The sequence below is a fragment of the Vreelandella sp. DA03-1M genome (genome assembly GCF_055725665.1).
The window spans coordinates 4,265,978-4,283,596 of the sequence record NZ_CM146798.1; the positions used below are offsets into that span (position 1 = coordinate 4,265,978).

Annotated in this window: 12 protein-coding genes; 10 read left to right on the forward strand and 2 right to left on the reverse strand. The window is 54.1% G+C overall.

All coding sequences use genetic code 11. From position 1 onward, the window contains the following. Positions 1-27: 27 nt before the first annotated feature. From ACXUPB_RS19855 to ACXUPB_RS19865, 3 genes are all read left to right on the forward strand, one after another. On the forward strand, positions 28-906 hold the full coding sequence (locus ACXUPB_RS19855) for an ABC transporter permease (RefSeq protein WP_472954285.1): 879 nt from the start codon (positions 28-30) through the stop codon (positions 904-906). Between the two features lie 27 nt (positions 907-933). Continuing rightward, complete coding sequence (locus tag ACXUPB_RS19860) at positions 934-1,863, forward strand: 2-hydroxyacid dehydrogenase (protein WP_472954287.1); 930 nt, start codon at positions 934-936, stop codon at positions 1,861-1,863. A 194-nt stretch (positions 1,864-2,057) separates the two neighbouring features. Continuing rightward, positions 2,058-3,485, forward strand: a complete 1,428-nt coding sequence (locus ACXUPB_RS19865) for an FAD-binding oxidoreductase (protein WP_472954289.1) — start codon at positions 2,058-2,060, stop codon at positions 3,483-3,485. A gap of 1,003 nt (positions 3,486-4,488) precedes the next feature. Here the strand turns inward: ACXUPB_RS19865 and ACXUPB_RS19870 are convergent. Continuing rightward, the gene (locus ACXUPB_RS19870; RefSeq protein ID WP_472954291.1) at positions 4,489-5,922 is read right to left on the reverse strand and encodes an NAD-dependent succinate-semialdehyde dehydrogenase; all 1,434 of its coding nucleotides are present in this window, start codon (positions 5,920-5,922) and stop codon (positions 4,489-4,491) included. A gap of 502 nt (positions 5,923-6,424) precedes the next feature. On the opposite strand from ACXUPB_RS19870, the gene ACXUPB_RS19875 reads away from it, so the two are divergent. The 4 genes from ACXUPB_RS19875 (at position 6,425) to ACXUPB_RS19890 (ending at position 11,981) form a co-directional block, all read left to right on the forward strand. After that, the gene (locus tag ACXUPB_RS19875; protein WP_172416275.1) at positions 6,425-7,618 is read left to right on the forward strand and encodes a transposase; all 1,194 of its coding nucleotides are present in this window, start codon (positions 6,425-6,427) and stop codon (positions 7,616-7,618) included. Between the two features lie 440 nt (positions 7,619-8,058). After that, positions 8,059-8,787 (forward strand): TorF family putative porin, encoded by a 729-nt coding sequence (locus tag ACXUPB_RS19880; RefSeq protein WP_062363658.1) that lies wholly within the window; start codon positions 8,059-8,061, stop codon positions 8,785-8,787. A gap of 284 nt (positions 8,788-9,071) precedes the next feature. After that, positions 9,072-9,917 (forward strand): TolC family protein, encoded by an 846-nt coding sequence (locus tag ACXUPB_RS19885; RefSeq protein WP_197746125.1) that lies wholly within the window; start codon positions 9,072-9,074, stop codon positions 9,915-9,917. A 702-nt stretch (positions 9,918-10,619) separates the two neighbouring features. Then, a complete protein-coding gene (locus ACXUPB_RS19890) occupies positions 10,620-11,981 on the forward strand; it encodes an IS1380 family transposase (RefSeq protein ID WP_074210231.1) in 1,362 nt (453 codons plus the stop codon). A 218-nt stretch (positions 11,982-12,199) separates the two neighbouring features. On the opposite strand, the gene ACXUPB_RS19895 is transcribed toward ACXUPB_RS19890, so the two are convergent. Then, entirely contained in the window at positions 12,200-13,024 is an 825-nt protein-coding gene (locus tag ACXUPB_RS19895; protein ID WP_472954294.1) for a LysR substrate-binding domain-containing protein, read from the reverse strand. A 123-nt stretch (positions 13,025-13,147) separates the two neighbouring features. Between ACXUPB_RS19895 and amaB the strand changes: the two genes are divergently transcribed. The 3 genes from amaB (at position 13,148) to amaA (ending at position 17,518) form a co-directional block, all read left to right on the forward strand. Then, a complete protein-coding gene (gene amaB, locus ACXUPB_RS19900) occupies positions 13,148-14,641 on the forward strand; it encodes an L-piperidine-6-carboxylate dehydrogenase (protein WP_472954296.1) in 1,494 nt (497 codons plus the stop codon). 69 nt (positions 14,642-14,710) lie between these two features. Beyond that, entirely contained in the window at positions 14,711-16,171 is a 1,461-nt protein-coding gene (nhaC, locus tag ACXUPB_RS19905) for a Na+/H+ antiporter NhaC (protein ID WP_246286707.1), read from the forward strand. 54 nt (positions 16,172-16,225) lie between these two features. Then, complete coding sequence (gene amaA, locus ACXUPB_RS19910; protein WP_472954299.1) at positions 16,226-17,518, forward strand: L-pipecolate oxidase; 1,293 nt, start codon at positions 16,226-16,228, stop codon at positions 17,516-17,518. The last annotated feature ends 101 nt before the right edge of the window (positions 17,519-17,619 follow it).

The following is a 17,619-nucleotide window of genomic DNA, read 5'->3' on the forward strand; positions in this document are numbered from 1 at the left end:
GAGCGATAAGCTGAAGGAAACGACGATATGACAGCTGTCTCGATTTCACAGAATTCCCAACATTGGTGGAACAGCCGTGGCATGAAACGGTTTGCCCGCCACCGGCTGGCAATGATCGGCGTTGTGATGCTGCTGATGCTGACTGTGGCCTGCATCTTTGGACCATACCTGTTGCCTTATGACAATTTGTTCATCGATCTACCTGCCCGCTTTGCCGCGCCGTTGACAGGTGATCACTACCTTGGCACTGACCCGCTTGGAAGGGATATTGCAGCCCGGTTGCTAATGGCGGGGCGGATATCGTTGCTGGTTGGTTTCTTTGCAATGGTGCTATCAACATTGATCGGGACTGTGATCGGTGTCATCGCAGGTTACTATGGTGGCACTGTCAATTCGGTACTCATGCGTTTTGTAGATGCTTTTTTGGCCTTCCCTTCGATCTTCCTCTTGTTGGCACTGGCAGCTTTCATAAATCCTAGTCCCGTAATGATCACCATCATTATTGCCGTCACAAGCTGGATGGAAATAGCTCGCATCGTCGAAGCCGAAGTGAAATCACTGCGTGAACGTGATTTTGTCCTAGCTGGAAGAATGCTGGGTCTAAGCAACATGCATATCATGTTTCGCGAATTGTTGCCCAATCTGGTAGGCCCGATCATTGTCGCCGCAACCCTGACTGTCGCCCGAGCTATCCTGCTGGAAGCTTATATCAGCTTTCTTGGCTACGGAATCCAGCCCCCGCTGCCCAGCTGGGGCAATATGCTGAACGGCGCGCAGCAATATCTAGCCACGGCTCCTTGGCTAGCGATTATTCCTGGCATTGCCATCACCATGGCGGTGACAAGCTTCAATTTCATTGGTGATGGTTTGCGTGACGCGTTGGACGCGCGCACTGATCCCGCCTGAGATACGATTGTTCTGGAGAGAGCCCGTATGACGTTTCTTGCTAACATGGATCGCGAGCGTGGAGAGATTCTACGGGATCTTTTCGCGGATCTGATACCCGATCTCGAAGTGGTTCTTGCGGGCGAAGATTTCGATCAGAGCACCGTGCGCTATATGCTAACCTGGAGAGTACCCGAAGATATCAAGATCGGCTGGCCAGCGCTCGAAGTGATATTCTCGCTGGGCGCAGGTGCGGATCAGTTTAATATGGCGAACCTTCCTGACGGCGTGCCAGTGGTTCGTCTAGTCGCTGATGACCATGCTGCTATGATGCGGGAATACATTACCATGGCAGTGCTAGCCCTCCACCGTGACCTGCCCGGCTATATCAACCAACAAAAACGCCAAGTCTGGCAACAAGTGTCGGTGCCACCGCCTGCAGCGGACAGGCGCGTGGGGGTCATGGGATTGGGAAATCTTGGTCGCAGTGCGCTTGACGCGCTAGCGCCGTTCGGCTTTGCGCTCTCTGGGTGGGCACGTAGCCCACATGATATGACTAACGTAACTACTTTCCATGGGGAAAATGGCCTTAGCCCCTTTCTGGCGCAAACGGACATTTTGATTTGCCTATTGCCCCTGACCGATTCGACCAAGCATATCCTAAATGCATGCTTGTTTGACCAGTTGCCACCTTCCGCTGCACTTGTTCATGCTGGCCGTGGACAGCAGCTGGACCACGACGCGTTAATCGCGGCACTAAACTCCGGAAAGTTGCGCAGCGCTGTAATTGACGTAACCGACCCAGAACCGTTACCCAAGGAACATCCCTTCTGGAGTGATCCACGCGTTATTCTGACGCCGCACATTGCATGCATTACGCGGATAGAAGCATGTATCTCTGTCGTGTGTGAAAATATCCAACGGCACCGTCGCGGAGAAACGTTGGACTATGTGGTCAATCCGGCTCTTGGATATTGATATCCTCCGCCCACTGAACCGAAGATTTTAGTGGCGGATACCCATTACTGGACGGCCATGATCTATGAACCATGACTGTCGATTTTAAAGCTGCGAAATATCTACCGATCCCGGATGCATTTTAACGCGAAACACTATCGTGCGAAGCGCGGATGACATTCCTGACTTCGATACTCTCTCTCATTGGAGCATACATGTCTGACGCTTTGAACCGACAAATGATCGCTGAAGAGTTGCTCAACACGCTGGTTTGTCAACTCGGGGCAGACTACGTGCTGACCGAGGAATCAGACATGCTTCCTTACGTCCAAGAACAGCGCAGACTATATCCAGGGCATGCATTGGCCGTGGTGATGCCGACCTGTACCGCCGAGGTTGCATTCATTGTAGAGCAGTGTCGCGAGCATGGTGTTTCGTTGGTGCCACAAGGCGGGAATACAGGACTGGTCGGCGGCGGCGTACCGCAGCAGAGTATCGTCGTTGCCTTGGGACGCATGAATCGCATTCGTGATATCGATCCTACTAATGCCACAATCACTGTGGAGGCGGGCTGCATCCTGCAGGTAGTACAAGACGCCGCACAGGACGTAGGACGCCTATTTCCCTTATCGCTTGCCGCAGAGGGATCATGCCAAATTGGGGGAAATTTGGCCACGAATGCCGGCGGTATCAATGTGCTGCGCTACGGCAATGCCCGTGATCTGGTGCTCGGTCTGGAAGTGGTACTAGCCGACGGTAGTGTCATGAACAGTTTGACGGCGTTACGTAAGGACAACACCGGGTACGACCTTAAGCATCTTTTCATTGGCTCTGAGGGCACACTGGGTATCATTACGGCTGCCGTTCTCAAGCTCTTCCCCCTGCCCCGTGGTAAAGCCACCGCCCTAGTCGGTTGTGATACTCCGCACCAGGTGCTGGCACTGTACGAACAATTGCGGGATCGGCTTAGCGATACTTTGACAGCTTTCGAATTCCTGCCACGCTTTGCAATGGACGCCGTGCTTTCTCATATTCATGGTGCACGTGACCCCTTCAATGTGGGCTATGCGTCATACGCTCTAATCGAACTGACGACACCGGATGCCGACCTCGATCTGAATGCACGACTGGAAGCGGCCTTGGCAGACGCCTTCGAGAATGACGTAGTTCGCGATGCTGTTATCGCGAATAGCAGCACGCAATCTAAGGCGTTATGGCGGCTGCGTGAAAGTGTCGCGGAAGCACAAATAGCTGAAGGCGCATCGATCAAGCACGACATCTCCGTTCCGGTGTCGGGTATCGCGGATTTTATCGAGGCCGCGAGTGCTACCTGTCTCTCGATCCTTCCTACATCCCGCATTTGCGCCTTCGGCCATGTCGGTGACGGCAATCTCCACTTCAACATCAGCCAACCTGTAGATATGAATGCTGCTGCATTTATGGACCTGACGCCCCAGTTCAATCGTGCTATACATGACCTGGTGGCCGACATGAACGGCTCTATTTCGGCAGAACATGGTATCGGACTCGCCAAGCGGACCGAGTTGCGCCGCTACAAAGACCCCATCGCCCTGGCCATGATGGAGCGCATCAAGGCGTTACTGGATCCTCAAGGGCTATTCAATCCCGGCAAGCTGCTGTGAGCAAAAAAAAAGAACCAAGCCTCTTATCAGCCGTGGCCGACCATAAAATGGTTCCCTAAAATTCCGATCAAGCGGTAAACATAGATAATACACCTGCGGCTTCAGGGCCAAGGTTGTACTCACTGCACTCAGGGACGATCACAGCACGCCGAAGATCATCGCCCGAATCGATTAGCCCACCATGGTTAGCCTGTGGAAGCCTGGGCTACTGGACGACCCCATAGGATCTTTAAAGATAAGAATTGCAAGAACGCCCAAAATACTCGATATGCTCTATCGTAAAATCTGCAACTGGCGGTGGAATGCAGTTTTTTCACGTAGGTTTGATCGTTGAGGCGAATCCAGCACCTGTCCAAGTTCAAGTCGCAGAAGCGCGATGTCACTTCACGACAGAGAAGTGACAGAGGTTAAGCTTCAGCCGCTCATCAGTCTACTTTCAATGCTGAGGCAAGCTGGTCGAGGATTTATCGCGGATGCTTCTCGACGAGGGGCACTTGCATACGCCTGCCTCCGGCTCCCGGTGGATGAGGGCCCATCTCAATTGTCTGGGAACACGAGGTGAACCGTAAGCGGGACCTGCGACTGATGTAATCGGTGTAGCCAAAGCCTCGCACCAGCCGATCGGGTGAGGAATATCAAATCTATACCGATTTTCGGCTGGGTTGCGTCATTGACTACGCCAATAAGGTTTTGACGGGCAATGTGAAATACAGCACCCCCCAATAACGCGAAGGTTTGTTGTACCTAATTGGCAATCATGGACTGAAGGATGCGACACCCGGTGAAGTGTACTTCAATCAACACTTGGCCCGGGCGGCCTGACGCTTAACGCTACTCGTATCGTAGTAGCTTAACCTGCCTGTCAGGTAAGGTCTCTTCAGCCATGTTCAGGTACTTGAATCTTCTCTGTCTCTGGGACTGATCAGGCCCAAAAACACCCCCTACGCGGTAAAGAAAATACCCACTTACCACCTCCCCTATTGGATATGCGTGGTCAAGGCATTCAAATCCCTGCTTGTGAGATAAAGCGCGTATCAAGATATGCGTCGATCGCCTCGCTGCCTCCTTCGGTTCCGTAACCCGAGTCTTTCACGCCACCAAATGGTGTTTCAGGCAGGCCGAAACCTATGTGGTTGATCGTCAACATGCCGCTTTCGATATCACGCCCCAGTGCCATCGCGGTTGCGTTGGAGCGCGTATAAGCGTAAGCGGCAAGCCCGTAGGGCAATCTGTTAGCTTCCATAACGGCTTGTTCATACGTCGAGAAAGGTACCAATAGTGCCAGTGGACCAAAGGGTTCTTCGCTCATTGCATTGGCATCCAATGGAACCTCGGAAAGAACGGTGGGCTCGAAGAAAAAGCCTTTTTCTCCAAAGCGCTTGCCGCCGAGACGGACTTTCGAGCCCTTCTCAATCGCGTCGTTTACGAAACGTTCGAGCGACTCAAGGCCTCGTTGATGGGCCATCGGACCCATAGTTGTATCTTCATTGAGGCCATTTCCAACTTTGATTTCGCTAGCAGCGGCAACGAACTTATCAATAAATCTCTCATAGATGCTTTCTTGGATGAGAAAGCGTGTCGGCGCGATGCATACTTGGCCGGCGTTGCGGAACTTGGCTCCAGCAAGCTGTTTAGCGGCAGTATCGAGATCAGCATCTTCAAAGACAATTACCGGTGCGTGACCGCCAAGCTCCATCGTTGCCTTTTTCATATGCTGGCCTGCTAACGCCGCAAGATGCTTGCCGACTGAAGTTGAACCAGTGAACGAGATTTTGCGAATGGAGGGATGAGAAATTAGATATTCTGAAATCTCAGCAGGTACGCCGAAGACGAGATTGACGACGCCTGCTGGCACTCCAGCATCAGCATAGGCACGAATCAGCTCGGCGGGGGCCGCAGGAGTGTCTTCCGGCGCCTTGACGATAATAGAGCATCCCGCCGCTAGCGCAGCAGATAACTTACGAACGATTTGGTTGATCGGGAAATTCCAAGGTGTAAAAGCAGCCACCGGGCCAACTGGAGTTTTTACTGCCAACTGCTGAACATTAGCCTGCCGCGAAGGAATCACTTGACCATATGTACGTCGTGCTTCTTCAGCGAACCAGTCGATGGTATCGGCGGCACCCAGCGTCTCCATACGCGCCTGTGCCAGCGGCTTGCCCTGCTCGGTTGTCATGATCAAAGAAATCTTGTCAACACGCTCACGTAAGAGTTCGGCGGCTCGGCGCATCACTTTGCTACGTTCAAATGCCGGAGTTGCTCTCCAGGCTTTAAAACCATGCTCTGCTGCGTTGACAGCCAAATCGAGATCGCCCTTCTCAGCGTGAGCAATATGCCCAATGATCTCTTCTGTCGCCGGGTTCATCACTGGAATCGTCTTGCCAGCTAACGCACTACACCACTCGCCATTGATAAAAAGTTTTACATCTGGGTACATGATTGCCTCTAATGTGATCGTAGTTAGTGCCGGTAGTGTTACAAGCAAATATACCTGAAAGGAGTCTTACCTATATCAAGAAATTTCTGAGAGTGAAAGCCCGCGCTCAGAAAGTTAAGTATTCACTTTTTTACCTACTTCCAAAGTTCGAATTTCAACTCAACCCCTATTCCTGGCATTTGTAGTGTTCAACTAACACCCGAACAATATTTTAAAATCAAAGAAGGAACCAACTGTTGTGTTCAATGTAGTTCATTGAGTGGCATTTGTGCTGATTCTGCTGCTCTCTCCATGGCTAGCAATGCATTAAATATGCTAAAAATAATTAATAATTATAGGCGCGCTTTGATCCATCCAGTAAATGATTTGACCTTATGCAAATCAGCCATATGTTCTGGGTAGGCCATATACCTGAATCCGTGAGACCGGCCCCAGGAAGCACTTCTAACCCACTGACCTGCATGGCAATATAGCCATTATCGCCATTCACCCAGACAGTGCCATGCCCAACATAAAGTTCCGCGCCAGTTGCCGCACCCTCACCAGCCACGCCGGGCTGTCCATCATCGGGCAATGCTTCGAGATCGCTGGCGTCGACAGCATCGACAGCCGCTTCCCCACCACGCTGGGCATGCGCACCAGTGACGTGATCAAGAGCTACCTGGGCCTGCTGTGTCTGGGCATGAGCGACTATGACGCTGTCGAGAACTTCCGCCGCGACAAGCCCTTCCAACAACTGCTGACCCTGCAGAAGGTGCCGAGCGCGGCGACGCTGCGACAGCGGCTGGAGAAACTTGCCGCCAACGACCTGCAGGCGCGCACCGCCACCTGGTCCACGACCCTGCTGTCACTGATCGAAGCACCGATCACCGCCGAGACGACGCACGTCTGCCTGGACATCGACACCTTCGTCATGGACAACAGCAACTCGAAGAAGGAAGGCGTCTCGCGGACCTACCAGAAGGTCGATGGCTACACCCCGATCGCCGCCTATCTGGGCAACGAAGGGTGGTGCCTGGGTCTGGAACTGCGGCCTGGCAAGCAGCACACCATGAAGGAGAGCAACGCCTTCCTGGAGCGGGTACTGCCTCGCGCCCAATGCTTGACCAAGCAACCGATCCTGTTACGCGAGGACAGCGGCTTCGACAGCCAGGCGCTGTGGCCGCAGACCGTCTCGATCCACGACGACAACAAGACCGAATACGTCGTCCAACGCGTGATGCGCCTGGTCGAGCGCACCGCCGATCGCGATGGCCAGTTGCTGCTCGAACCGGACTATGAGTTGGAAGGCTGGTGGACCAGCCTGGACGAGGCGCCGGAGGCGGTGATCAAGCGCTACCAGGCGCATGCCACCCATGAGCAGTTTCACAGCGAGATCAAGACCGATCTCGACCTGGAGCGCTTGCCGTCCGGCAAGTTCGCCACCAACGATCTGATCCTGCATCTCGCCCAGTTGGCCTACAACATCCTGCGCCTGATGGGACAGCTGGGCATGACCGGCGAGCTGAGCCCGGTTCGCCACCCGGCCAAGCGGCGCCGGCTGCGCACCGTGCTACAAGAGCTGGTGCACCGTGCGGCTCTCGTGATTCACAAGGCACGGCAGATCATCCTCGACTTCGGGCAGGATATCGGGCGCATGACGGTGCTCAAGACGCTGCGGAGCCGACTGCGTTATCCACGAGGAACGCCATGCTGACCGTCAATCGGCGACACTCTATCCACAAGCAGTTCCAAGCGACACGCGATCGCCAGATATGTCGTGCCTGGCGGGTGGAAAGGCATGACAAAACGGGCCGTCAGCACCGATCAGCACGGTGGGTTTTGGCAATAACGGGCTTGCGAAAGCCAACTTGCACGGGGCGAATGATCAAAAAGTGCTCGCTGGCGGTGATAGGGAAAGTGTCGGCGCCGGCTTCACGGATTCAGGAGAATGGTTACAGAGAATGCATCAAAACAGGGCGCTGGTCCGGGCCGGTGACAGGTTCTGGGGCGCTAGGTGTTGGGTCGTTTTTCGGGGGCAAGCTCAGAATGTGCCGATTTGTCTCTATAATAATGATAAACAAGAATAAATAAGATGTGGCAAGACTTTTGCTAAATCATATTTGGAGCAATGAAACCCAACCGAAGGTATCCATTATGAAGAAGCAGTTTTTCACCAAATCCGGATTTATCAGTATCACTTTGCTTGCAGCACTTCAGGCTGCGCCCGCCATTGTTAGCGCTGACGTCAGCTCAAATGTGAGCGCCAGCAGCAACTATCTGTTCCGGGGCGTCACCCAGACAGACGGGGCTGCGGCTGTCCAGGGAGGGTTGGATTATGAGCATGCGTCGGGCTTCTACGCCGGTGGTTGGGGTTCCAATGTCGATTTTGGTGACGGCACCAGCTATGAGCTTGATCTTTATGCCGGATTCTCCGGCTCTGTGGAAGAACTGGGTTATGACGTTGGGTACATTTATTATGCGTATCCTGACGCGCCGGACTCCATCGACTTCGGCGAACTGTACGGCGAGATCAGTTATGGCATTGCGGCCATCGGCCTGGCCTACACGATCAACAGCGACACCAGTGGTGATGGGGTGTTCGTGCAGGGGGATGCCTATTACTACGCCTCTGTTGGGGTGCCTCTGGAGGACAGCTACAGTGCCGGTGTGACGCTTGGCTATTACGACTTCGCTGATGACGGCAAGGCTTCTGTCGGCGAGGCAAGTTATTCACACGTCGCCGCCAACGTTACAAAGGATGCGGGAAACTTCGGTTCTTTCAGTGTTAACGTGGAGTACGCGGACATTGAGTCAACCGACGCGCTTGGCTCTGTCAACTCGGATGATCCGAAGTTCTGGCTGGGTTGGAGCAGGAGTTTCTGATCGGCCAAGTGATCACAAGCAATTCAGATCCAGAATAAAAAGCCGGCCCAAATGACGGGCCGGTTTTTATTTATCATGCAAGAACCCACCATCGTGCGCCTGCCTTGACGCCCGGTGACTCGACATCCTCGCCCTTACCTCTGCCCCCCCTGCCGCCAAAGCTCATTTCTTATCCGGTGCCTGAATTTCAAACTGTATTAAAGGTTTGTCTGTAAGGTCGTTCCAGATTCCCACGCAAAAATGCTGACTCACTGACCTCAGTCAAACAGCCAGGATGATACTGAATGAACAAACGATTGTTGTTGTGCGCGATGATAGTTCCGGGAGCCTTGGCCGTCTCTCCTATGGTGTCGGCCCAGGCAAAAGAGAGTGTGTCGCTGAAAGAATATCAGCAGGCCAAAGCCAGCCAGGCTGTTTCCCTGAACCAGGCCATGGTGATGGCTTTCGAGAATAGCCCGGTATTGGCTTTGAGGCGGGCCGCGGTCTCGATACAGCAGGGACAGCTTGATCATGCCAGCCGCTGGGCGCCGAGCAATCCAGAGTTTGAGTTGGGGGCCCGTCAGGCCCCGGATCAGGCCGACGAGTCCCTGGAATATGGGGTGAGGGTTACTCAGGAGATCTGGATGGGTAATCGCGGCGACCTTGGGCAGTCGCGTGCCCGGAGTAATCTCACGTCCCGGCAACAGGAGCTTGAATACCTGAAGGTAGCCACCAAGGCGCGGGTGCGGGCCGCCTATTTCCGGATACTGCTGGCTCAGAAAGAGTTGGAAACCGCAACCCGTGCCGTTGAACTTATGCAACGCACCAAAGACCTGGTTGAAATGTCCGTAAAACAGGGTAAACAAACCCGGATTGATCTCAATACCGCAGTCATTGGGCTTGCCAGGGCCCGGAATCAAAAAGCCTCGGCGGAACAAAAGCTCGAGCAATCAAAAATTGACCTTACCGAAGTGCTCGGGGTGTCCCCCTCCGATGCCGTTGGGGTGACCGGCGAGCTTGATGTGACGCTCGAAGACCTGCCTCCGACCAGCCAGCTTGTCGAGATGGCACAGAGTCAGAGAGCGGACCTGAAAGCGGCGGCCGCCAGAATTGCAGCGGATGAAAATAGTGTTATGTTGAAGGGCGTATAATCACTGTTACGTGTATCTATGAGTAAGCTTGAGAAGACGATACTGATTGTTACGATCGTTTTGGCGGTAGCATATATTGTCGCTTTCAATATGAACGTGCCCTATTATTGGGGTTCGGGAGAAAGGGTAGTCCCAAAGGGAATAGTAGATGCTTTATGGGTAGTAGTGCTATTAATGTCCGTCATCACACTGGCAGTTTGCATTCGTGATAGCGGTCTTCGGAAGCTACAAAACCGAGGTTGGTGGATATCGTACATGGTGCTTTTAGGCGCAGTAGCGATACCTCATTATTACATTAAGCACGGGAGGCGGAGTCGTGATTAAACACGTAACCATACGCACCAGTTCGCGCCCTACCGGGCGCCGGACGCTCGTAAACTCGCGCCGCTGTGCTTAAGCGTTAATGTGTCCCCGTCATGTATAGCTACGAAGAAATAATAAACAGATCAGCGGTAGAGGATGAAATAGTCGTCGGGTATGCCGATGCAATGGAATTGCTTCGTATTCTTAGAGGAAAGACTACGAGAGTCCTTGGATGGGAGGGCTGGGTTAAGTACGCTGACGGAAGTTTAGGTCATTCCCAGGAGCATCAAGGCACCGTTGACCTTTCCCTGAATCCGTGAGACCGGCCCCCGGAAGCACTTCTAACCCACTGACCTGCATGGCAATATAGCCATTATCGCCATTCGCCCAGACAGTGCCATGCCCAACATAAAGTTCCGCGCCAGTCGCCGCACCCTCACCAGCCACGCCGGGCTGTCCATCATCGGGCAATGCTTCGAGATCGCTGGCGTCGACAGCATCGACAGCCGCTTCCCCACCACGCTGGGCATGCGCACCAGTGACGTGATCAAGAGCTACCTGGGCCTGCTGTGTCTGGGCATGAGCGACTATGACGCTGTCGAGAACTTCCGCCGCGACAAGCCCTTCCAACAACTGCTGACCCTGCAGAAGGTGCCGAGCGCGGCGACGCTGCGACAGCGGCTGGAGAAACTTGCCGCCAACGACCTGCAGGCGCGCACCGCCACCTGGTCCACGACCCTGCTGTCACTGATCGAAGCACCGATCACCGCCGAGACGACGCACGTCTGCCTGGACATCGACACCTTCGTCATGGACAACAGCAACTCGAAGAAGGAAGGCGTCTCGCGGACCTACCAGAAGGTCGATGGCTACACCCCGATCGCCGCCTATCTGGGCAACGAAGGGTGGTGCCTGGGTCTGGAACTGCGGCCTGGCAAGCAGCACACCATGAAGGAGAGCAACGCCTTCCTGGAGCGGGTACTGCCTCGCGCCCAATGCTTGACCAAGCAACCGATCCTGTTACGCGAGGACAGCGGCTTCGACAGCCAGGCGCACCTGGCGCTTCTCGAACAGCAACGCCAGGTCTTTGCCGACGAGGGGCGCCGGCTCGACTATGTCGTCAAATGGAACCCGCGTGGCTCGGCCACGGCTGATCGAGATACCTGGCTGGCGGTGGCGGCGGACTACTGGGAAGAGCTGCGTCCTGGCAAGCGCCAGGCGCTGTGGACGCAGACCGTCTCGATCCACGACGACAACAAGACCGAATACGTCGTCCAACGCGTGATGCGCCTGGTCGAGCGCACCGCCGATCGCGATGGCCAGTTGCTGCTCGAACCGGACTATGAGTTGGAAGGCTGGTGGACCAGCCTGGACGAGGCGCCGGAGGCGGTGATCAAGCGCTACCAGGCGCATGCCACCCATGAGCAGTTTCACAGCGAGATCAAGACCGATCTCGACCTGGAGCGCTTGCCGTCCGGCAAGTTCGCCACCAACGATCTGATCCTGCATCTCGCCCAGTTGGCCTACAACATCCTGCGCCTGATGGGACAGCTGGGCATGACCGGCGAGCTGAGCCCGGTTCGCCACCCGGCCAAGCGGCGCCGGCTGCGCACCGTGCTACAAGAGTTGGTGCACCGTGCGGCTCTCGTGATTCACAAGGCACGGCAGATCATCCTCGACTTCGGGCAGGATATCGGGCGCATGACGGTGCTCAAGACGCTGCGGAGCCGACTGCGTTATCCACGAGGAACGCCATGCTGACCGTCAATCGGCGACACTCTATCCACAAGCAGTTCCAAGCGACACGCGATCGCCAGATATGTCGTGCCTGGCGGGTGGAAAGGCATGACAAAACGGGCCGTCAGCACCGATCAGCACGGTGGGTTTTGGCAATAACGGGCTTGCGAAAGCCAACTTGCACGGGGCGAATGATCAAAAAGTGCTCGCTGGCGGTGATAGGGAAAGTGTCGGCGCCGGCTTCACGGATTCAGGATATAGTAAGCATCTTGGCTGTTAAGTGAAAACTGCCAAGGAATAACTAATTTCCCTTCATCGAGCTCTTCTTGAGCAAGAAATCTTGGTACTAACGCGACACCGCAACCTGCTCGCGCTGCTCGAAGGGACATATAAAAAGTATCAAACCTTGGTCCGTGATAGCTGTGTTCGGTATATAGATGTTGGGCTTCAAACCAGTCGTGCCAGGCTTCTGGCCGAGTAGATACCTGCAACAGGATCATCTTGGTGAGTGCCAGCGGATCATTGACATCCGTTTGACTCATTACATCAGGTGCACAAACAGGCACTACTTCCTCATCTAATAATTTAATGCATTCTGCACGCGGCCATACCCCATGACCAAAAAAGAAGGCGATCTCAATACGCTCCTTTTGCATGTCAAATGGCTCGGAACGATTAGAAATATTGAGATTAATACTGGGATGTTTAAAACGAAATCCGTTCAATCTTGGGATTAGCCATCGCGCACCAAAAGTGGGCAATGTGGCAACATTTAGCACATCGGCCTCGACGCCATAGGACTGCATGTAGCGTGTCGACATTTCTACCTGGGCTAATATTTTGCGCGCCTCACTGAGGTAAACCGCCCCCTCTGGGGTCAAGTGAAGACGCTTTCTCACCCTTCTAAATAACGGATGTTGCAGGGTCATTTCCAACTGCGACACCTGCTTGCTTACAGCACTCTGGGTCAAACTAAGTTCGTCCGCTGCGCGGGTGAAACTTAGGTGGCGAGCAGCTGCTTCAAAACAGTGCAGGCCGGTCAAAGAAGGCAAATGTCGACGTCGCATTCCAATCCACCTCATGAAATAAAGGAATGATATTTTTCATAAACATCGTTTGATGGCTCACCAATACCCTAGCAATACTGGCGCTGCAACCAATTTACTCACAACTCAATACTTGGTGAAGCAATGATTCATTCCCTGATGGAAAAAATGGGTGTCGCAAAAGAGCAGTATCAAGGCGGCGACCTGGTGGTGACAACGCCCATTGATGGCAGCGAGATTGGCCGTCTAAAAACGGCCTCCAACAGCGACGTGGATACCGCTATCGCGAATGCAGAAAAAGCCTTTCTCGCCTGGAAAAGTGTTCCAGCCCCTCGGCGTGGTGAATTGGTTCGTTTGTTTGGCGAACAATTGCGTCAACACAAACAATCGCTTGGCGAGTTGGTCACCTGGGAGTGTGGCAAAATTCTTCCAGAGGGCCTGGGCGAAGTTCAGGAAATGATCGACATTTGCGACCTTGCGGTTGGTCAATCCCGCCAACTGTTTGGCCTGACCATTGCTTCTGAGCGCCCTGGCCACCATATGCGGGAAAGTTGGCACCCCTTAGGCCCGATTGGACTGATTACTGCCTTCAATTTTCCCGTTGCCCCTTGGGCATGGAATTCAGTCTTAGCGCTGGTGTGCGGTAATAGCTTGCTATGGAAGCCTTCGGAAAAAACACCGTTAACGGCGCTGGCATGCCAAGCTCTGCTAGAGCGCGCGATTGAAGCGTTCGGTGACGAAGCGCCCAAGCATTTAAGCCAAGTAATTATTGGTGAGCGAGCGGCTGGCGAGCAGTTAGTAGATGACTCACGAGTGGCGCTTATCAGTGCCACTGGCAGCACACGTATGGGTCGCGAAGTAGGTCCCAAAGTGGCGGCGCGTTTTGGCCGCAGCATTCTTGAGCTGGGCGGCAATAATGCCATGGTGTTAGCACCAAGCGCAGACCTGGATATGGCGACTCGTGCCATTCTATTCTCAGCGGTCGGCACGGCGGGGCAGCGCTGCACTACGCTACGCCGTTTAATCGTGCATGAATCCATTAAAGATGAAGTGCTATTGCGACTGAAAAAGGCTTACAGCGATGTGAGTATCGGCAACCCACTTAAAGGAAGCCTAGTCGGCCCATTGATTGATCACCAAGCCTTTGACGCGATGCAGAGTGTACTGGCCAAAGCGCGTGAGCATGGTGCCAATGTCTTCGGCGGAGACCGTGTTGAGATCGCTAATAGTGATGAAGGTTACTACGTGGCGCCTGCCATTGTTGAAGTGGCAGAACAAGACTCACTAGTTAAGCACGAAACCTTTGCGCCCATTCTCTATGTTCTTACCTATAAGGAGCTGGAAGAGGCTATTGCCACCAATAACGATGTTCCCCAAGGCTTGTCATCCTGCATCTTTACTACCGATGTTCGTGAAGCTGAAACCTTCGTATCCGCAGTCGGCAGTGATTGCGGCATCGCTAACGTCAACATCGGCCCCAGCGGCGCTGAAATTGGTGGGGCGTTTGGGGGCGAGAAAGAGACCGGTGGTGGACGTGAGTCTGGCTCTGACGTCTGGAAGAGCTATATGCGACGCCAAACCAACACCGTTAACTACTCTCGCGAACTCCCATTAGCCCAAGGCATTAAGTTCGACTAACCCTTCCCAACAAGCAAGGGCTCTAATGTAAAGGGCCCTTACTAACAACATAAAAAAAGAAGGTGATGTATGAGTGACGATGTCCAAATCGGCCCGACGCCGGGCCTCGCGATGGCTCTACTTCCGCTGCTGGCCACTACCGCCATTCTTATACTGCAGTTTTTTATCTTCTCTGACTTTACTCCCCATATTCCCTTAGCTTTCGGGATTATGATTTGCGCCATGTGCGGGCGTATACGCGGCGTTCCCTGGGAAAAGATGGAAGCCTCAATGCTTGAGGTGGTCAAGCTAGGCATGCCCGCCATTTTTATTCTATTAGCGGTAGGCATGGTGATTGGCACCTGGATCCTTTCCGGCACAGTGCCCACCCTGATGTATTATGGTTTTCAGTTGGTTTCGCCCTCCTACTTTCTAGTAGCCACCTGTGTCATTAGTGCGCTGGTCTCCCTCGCAACGGGCACCTCCTGGGGCACGGTAGGGACACTTGGGCTTGCCCTAATGGGGATCGGGGAAGGGTTGGGTATTCCCATGCACCTAACAGGCGGCGCGCTAGTATCAGGTGCCTTTTTTGGCGATAAAATGTCACCGCTATCGGAGACAACCAACCTAACACCGGCCGTCTGTGAAACTGATTTATGGAGCCATATACGCAGCATGATGGCGACCACGGTGCCCGCTATGTTGATAGCGCTGGTGCTCTATGTATGGCTCGGCGCTGGCTATGGTGGTCAGTTCGAACGAAGCACCGATATTGCAACCTTTCGTCAGGCGCTTGATGAAACCTTTACACTTTCTTGGGTAACGCTTATCCCACCCTGTGTGGTCATTGGCTTGGCACTCGCCAAGTTCCCTCCTTTTCCGACCATTTTTACCGGCGCTGCTATAGGCGGCTTAGTTGCCATCGGTGTTCAAGGCGAGACCTTACACGCGGTGTTTGATGCCATGCAGAATGGTTTTAGCAGCGATACCGGCAATTCTGCGATTGATGCGCTGCTAAGCAGTGGCGGCGTTCTCTCCATGACCTGGGTCGTTACCTTAACGTTCTTTGCGTTAGGTTTCGCTGGCATGTTGGAAGCCTATGGCACCGTTGATGCCATTATTAAACAGCTAATGCGGCTGATTAAAGGTCGTTTCAGCCTCGTAGCAACAAGCTCCGGCACTACGCTCGCGGTGAGTACTATTATCGGCGATGTGTATACAACGCTGGTATTACCCGGCCGGTTGCTAAAAGGTCAGTATCAAGCCATGGGCTATAAAACCTGTACGCTGTCGCGCTCGATCGAAGACAACGGCACGCTGTCTTCCCCATTGATTCCTTGGAACATGGGCGGCGGGTTTGTGTCATCGACCATTGGTGTACCCACACTGGCTTATGCACCTTTCGCCTTCGCTTGCTGGCTATCGCCGCTATTCGGACTACTTTGGGCCCTAACCGGCCGCTTTATTCCTCGCGACGAACCTGAGCAGCCAGAAACAAACGCTACTGATGCACCGCACTCCGCCCCCACCTCTCAACACTCTGCTTCATAGCCATACAAGGTCGGCCTTGGGCCGGCCTGCGCTTCTTTTTAAGGAGGTATTAAAATGCCAACGCCCCTCTCCGAGCGCTGCCTTTGGCACCAAACAAGTGCCGAAACGCCTCTAGACTACCCCGTGTTAGCCAGCCATGAAGAGGTCGATGTGTGTGTGGTGGGCGGCGGGATTACGGGCCTCTCCACTGCGATGCATCTGGCCGAGAAAGATATCAAAACAACCTTGCTAGAGGCGGGAGATATCCCCAGTGGCGGGTCAGGACGCAGTGTTGGCCTGGTTAACGCCGGGCTTTGGATACCTCCCGATGACATTGTGGCCGCGCTAGGCAAAGAGAACGGTGAGCGGGTTAATACTATTCTAGGCGGCGCGCCCTCAAAGGTCTTCGAGATCATTGAGGGCCATGCTATTCAGTGTGACGCTACTCGTACTGGAACCCTTCACCTTGGCCATAACGCCAAAGGCTGCCAAGAACTTGCCCGCCGCCGGGATCAGTTGCAACATCGTGGGGCACCGGTGACCTTACTGGAAGGTGAGGAATGCGAGCGTATGACGGGCACCTCACAAATACATACAGCGCTTCTTGACGAACGCGCGGGCACTATCAATCCCTGTGGCTATACGCGTGGGCTTGCCCGCGCGGCGGCCAACTCAGGGGCTACGCTTTACTGCCACAGTGCGGCAACGGGAATCGAGCGGCACGGGGATCGCTGGCGAGTAATGACCGAAGGCGGTAGCGTCACAGCAAATAGAGTGGTGATGGCAACCAACGCTTATACGGAAGATGGTTGGAACCAAGTTCGCCAGCACTTTTTCACCGGGCACTTCTTTCAATTGGCATCAGAGCCACTAATTGGTGAAGCCGCCGATGCAATTCTCCCAGAGAAGCAAGGCGCCTGGGACACTCGCACCGTGCTTAGCAGTATTCGTCGCGACAAGGAGGGCCGCCTTATTCTTGGCAGCCTGGGCAAAGGCGAAGGAAAGCCTCTTTCTTATCTCACTCACTGGGCCGATACGATACAGAATCACTACTTTCCCGCGCTTGGCAGCGTTCGCTGGCAGTACACCTGGACCGGTAAGGTCGCCTTCACACCGGATCACACCTTGCGTATTTTTGAACCGGCCCCTGGGATATTGTCAGCTACTGGTTATAACGGACGCGGCATTACTACCGGCACTGTGGTTGGGCAAGGATTTGCTCACTATATTGCCAAGGGCGATGACAGCCTGCTCCCCCTGCCGGTATCGCAGCCGAAACCCATCAAGGTACGCCCACTATGGAGCTGTGCCTATGAAGGTGGCTTCTCTCTATACCACGCGGGCCAATGCCTAAGAGTGCTTATTTAATCTCCAAGCCTCTTCGGACATACCTTAAATTGCCTTCTTAAGCGCGCTCGGAACTAACCTGGGCGCGCTAAATCTTGATGGATTGGAAATAACCGGTGGCA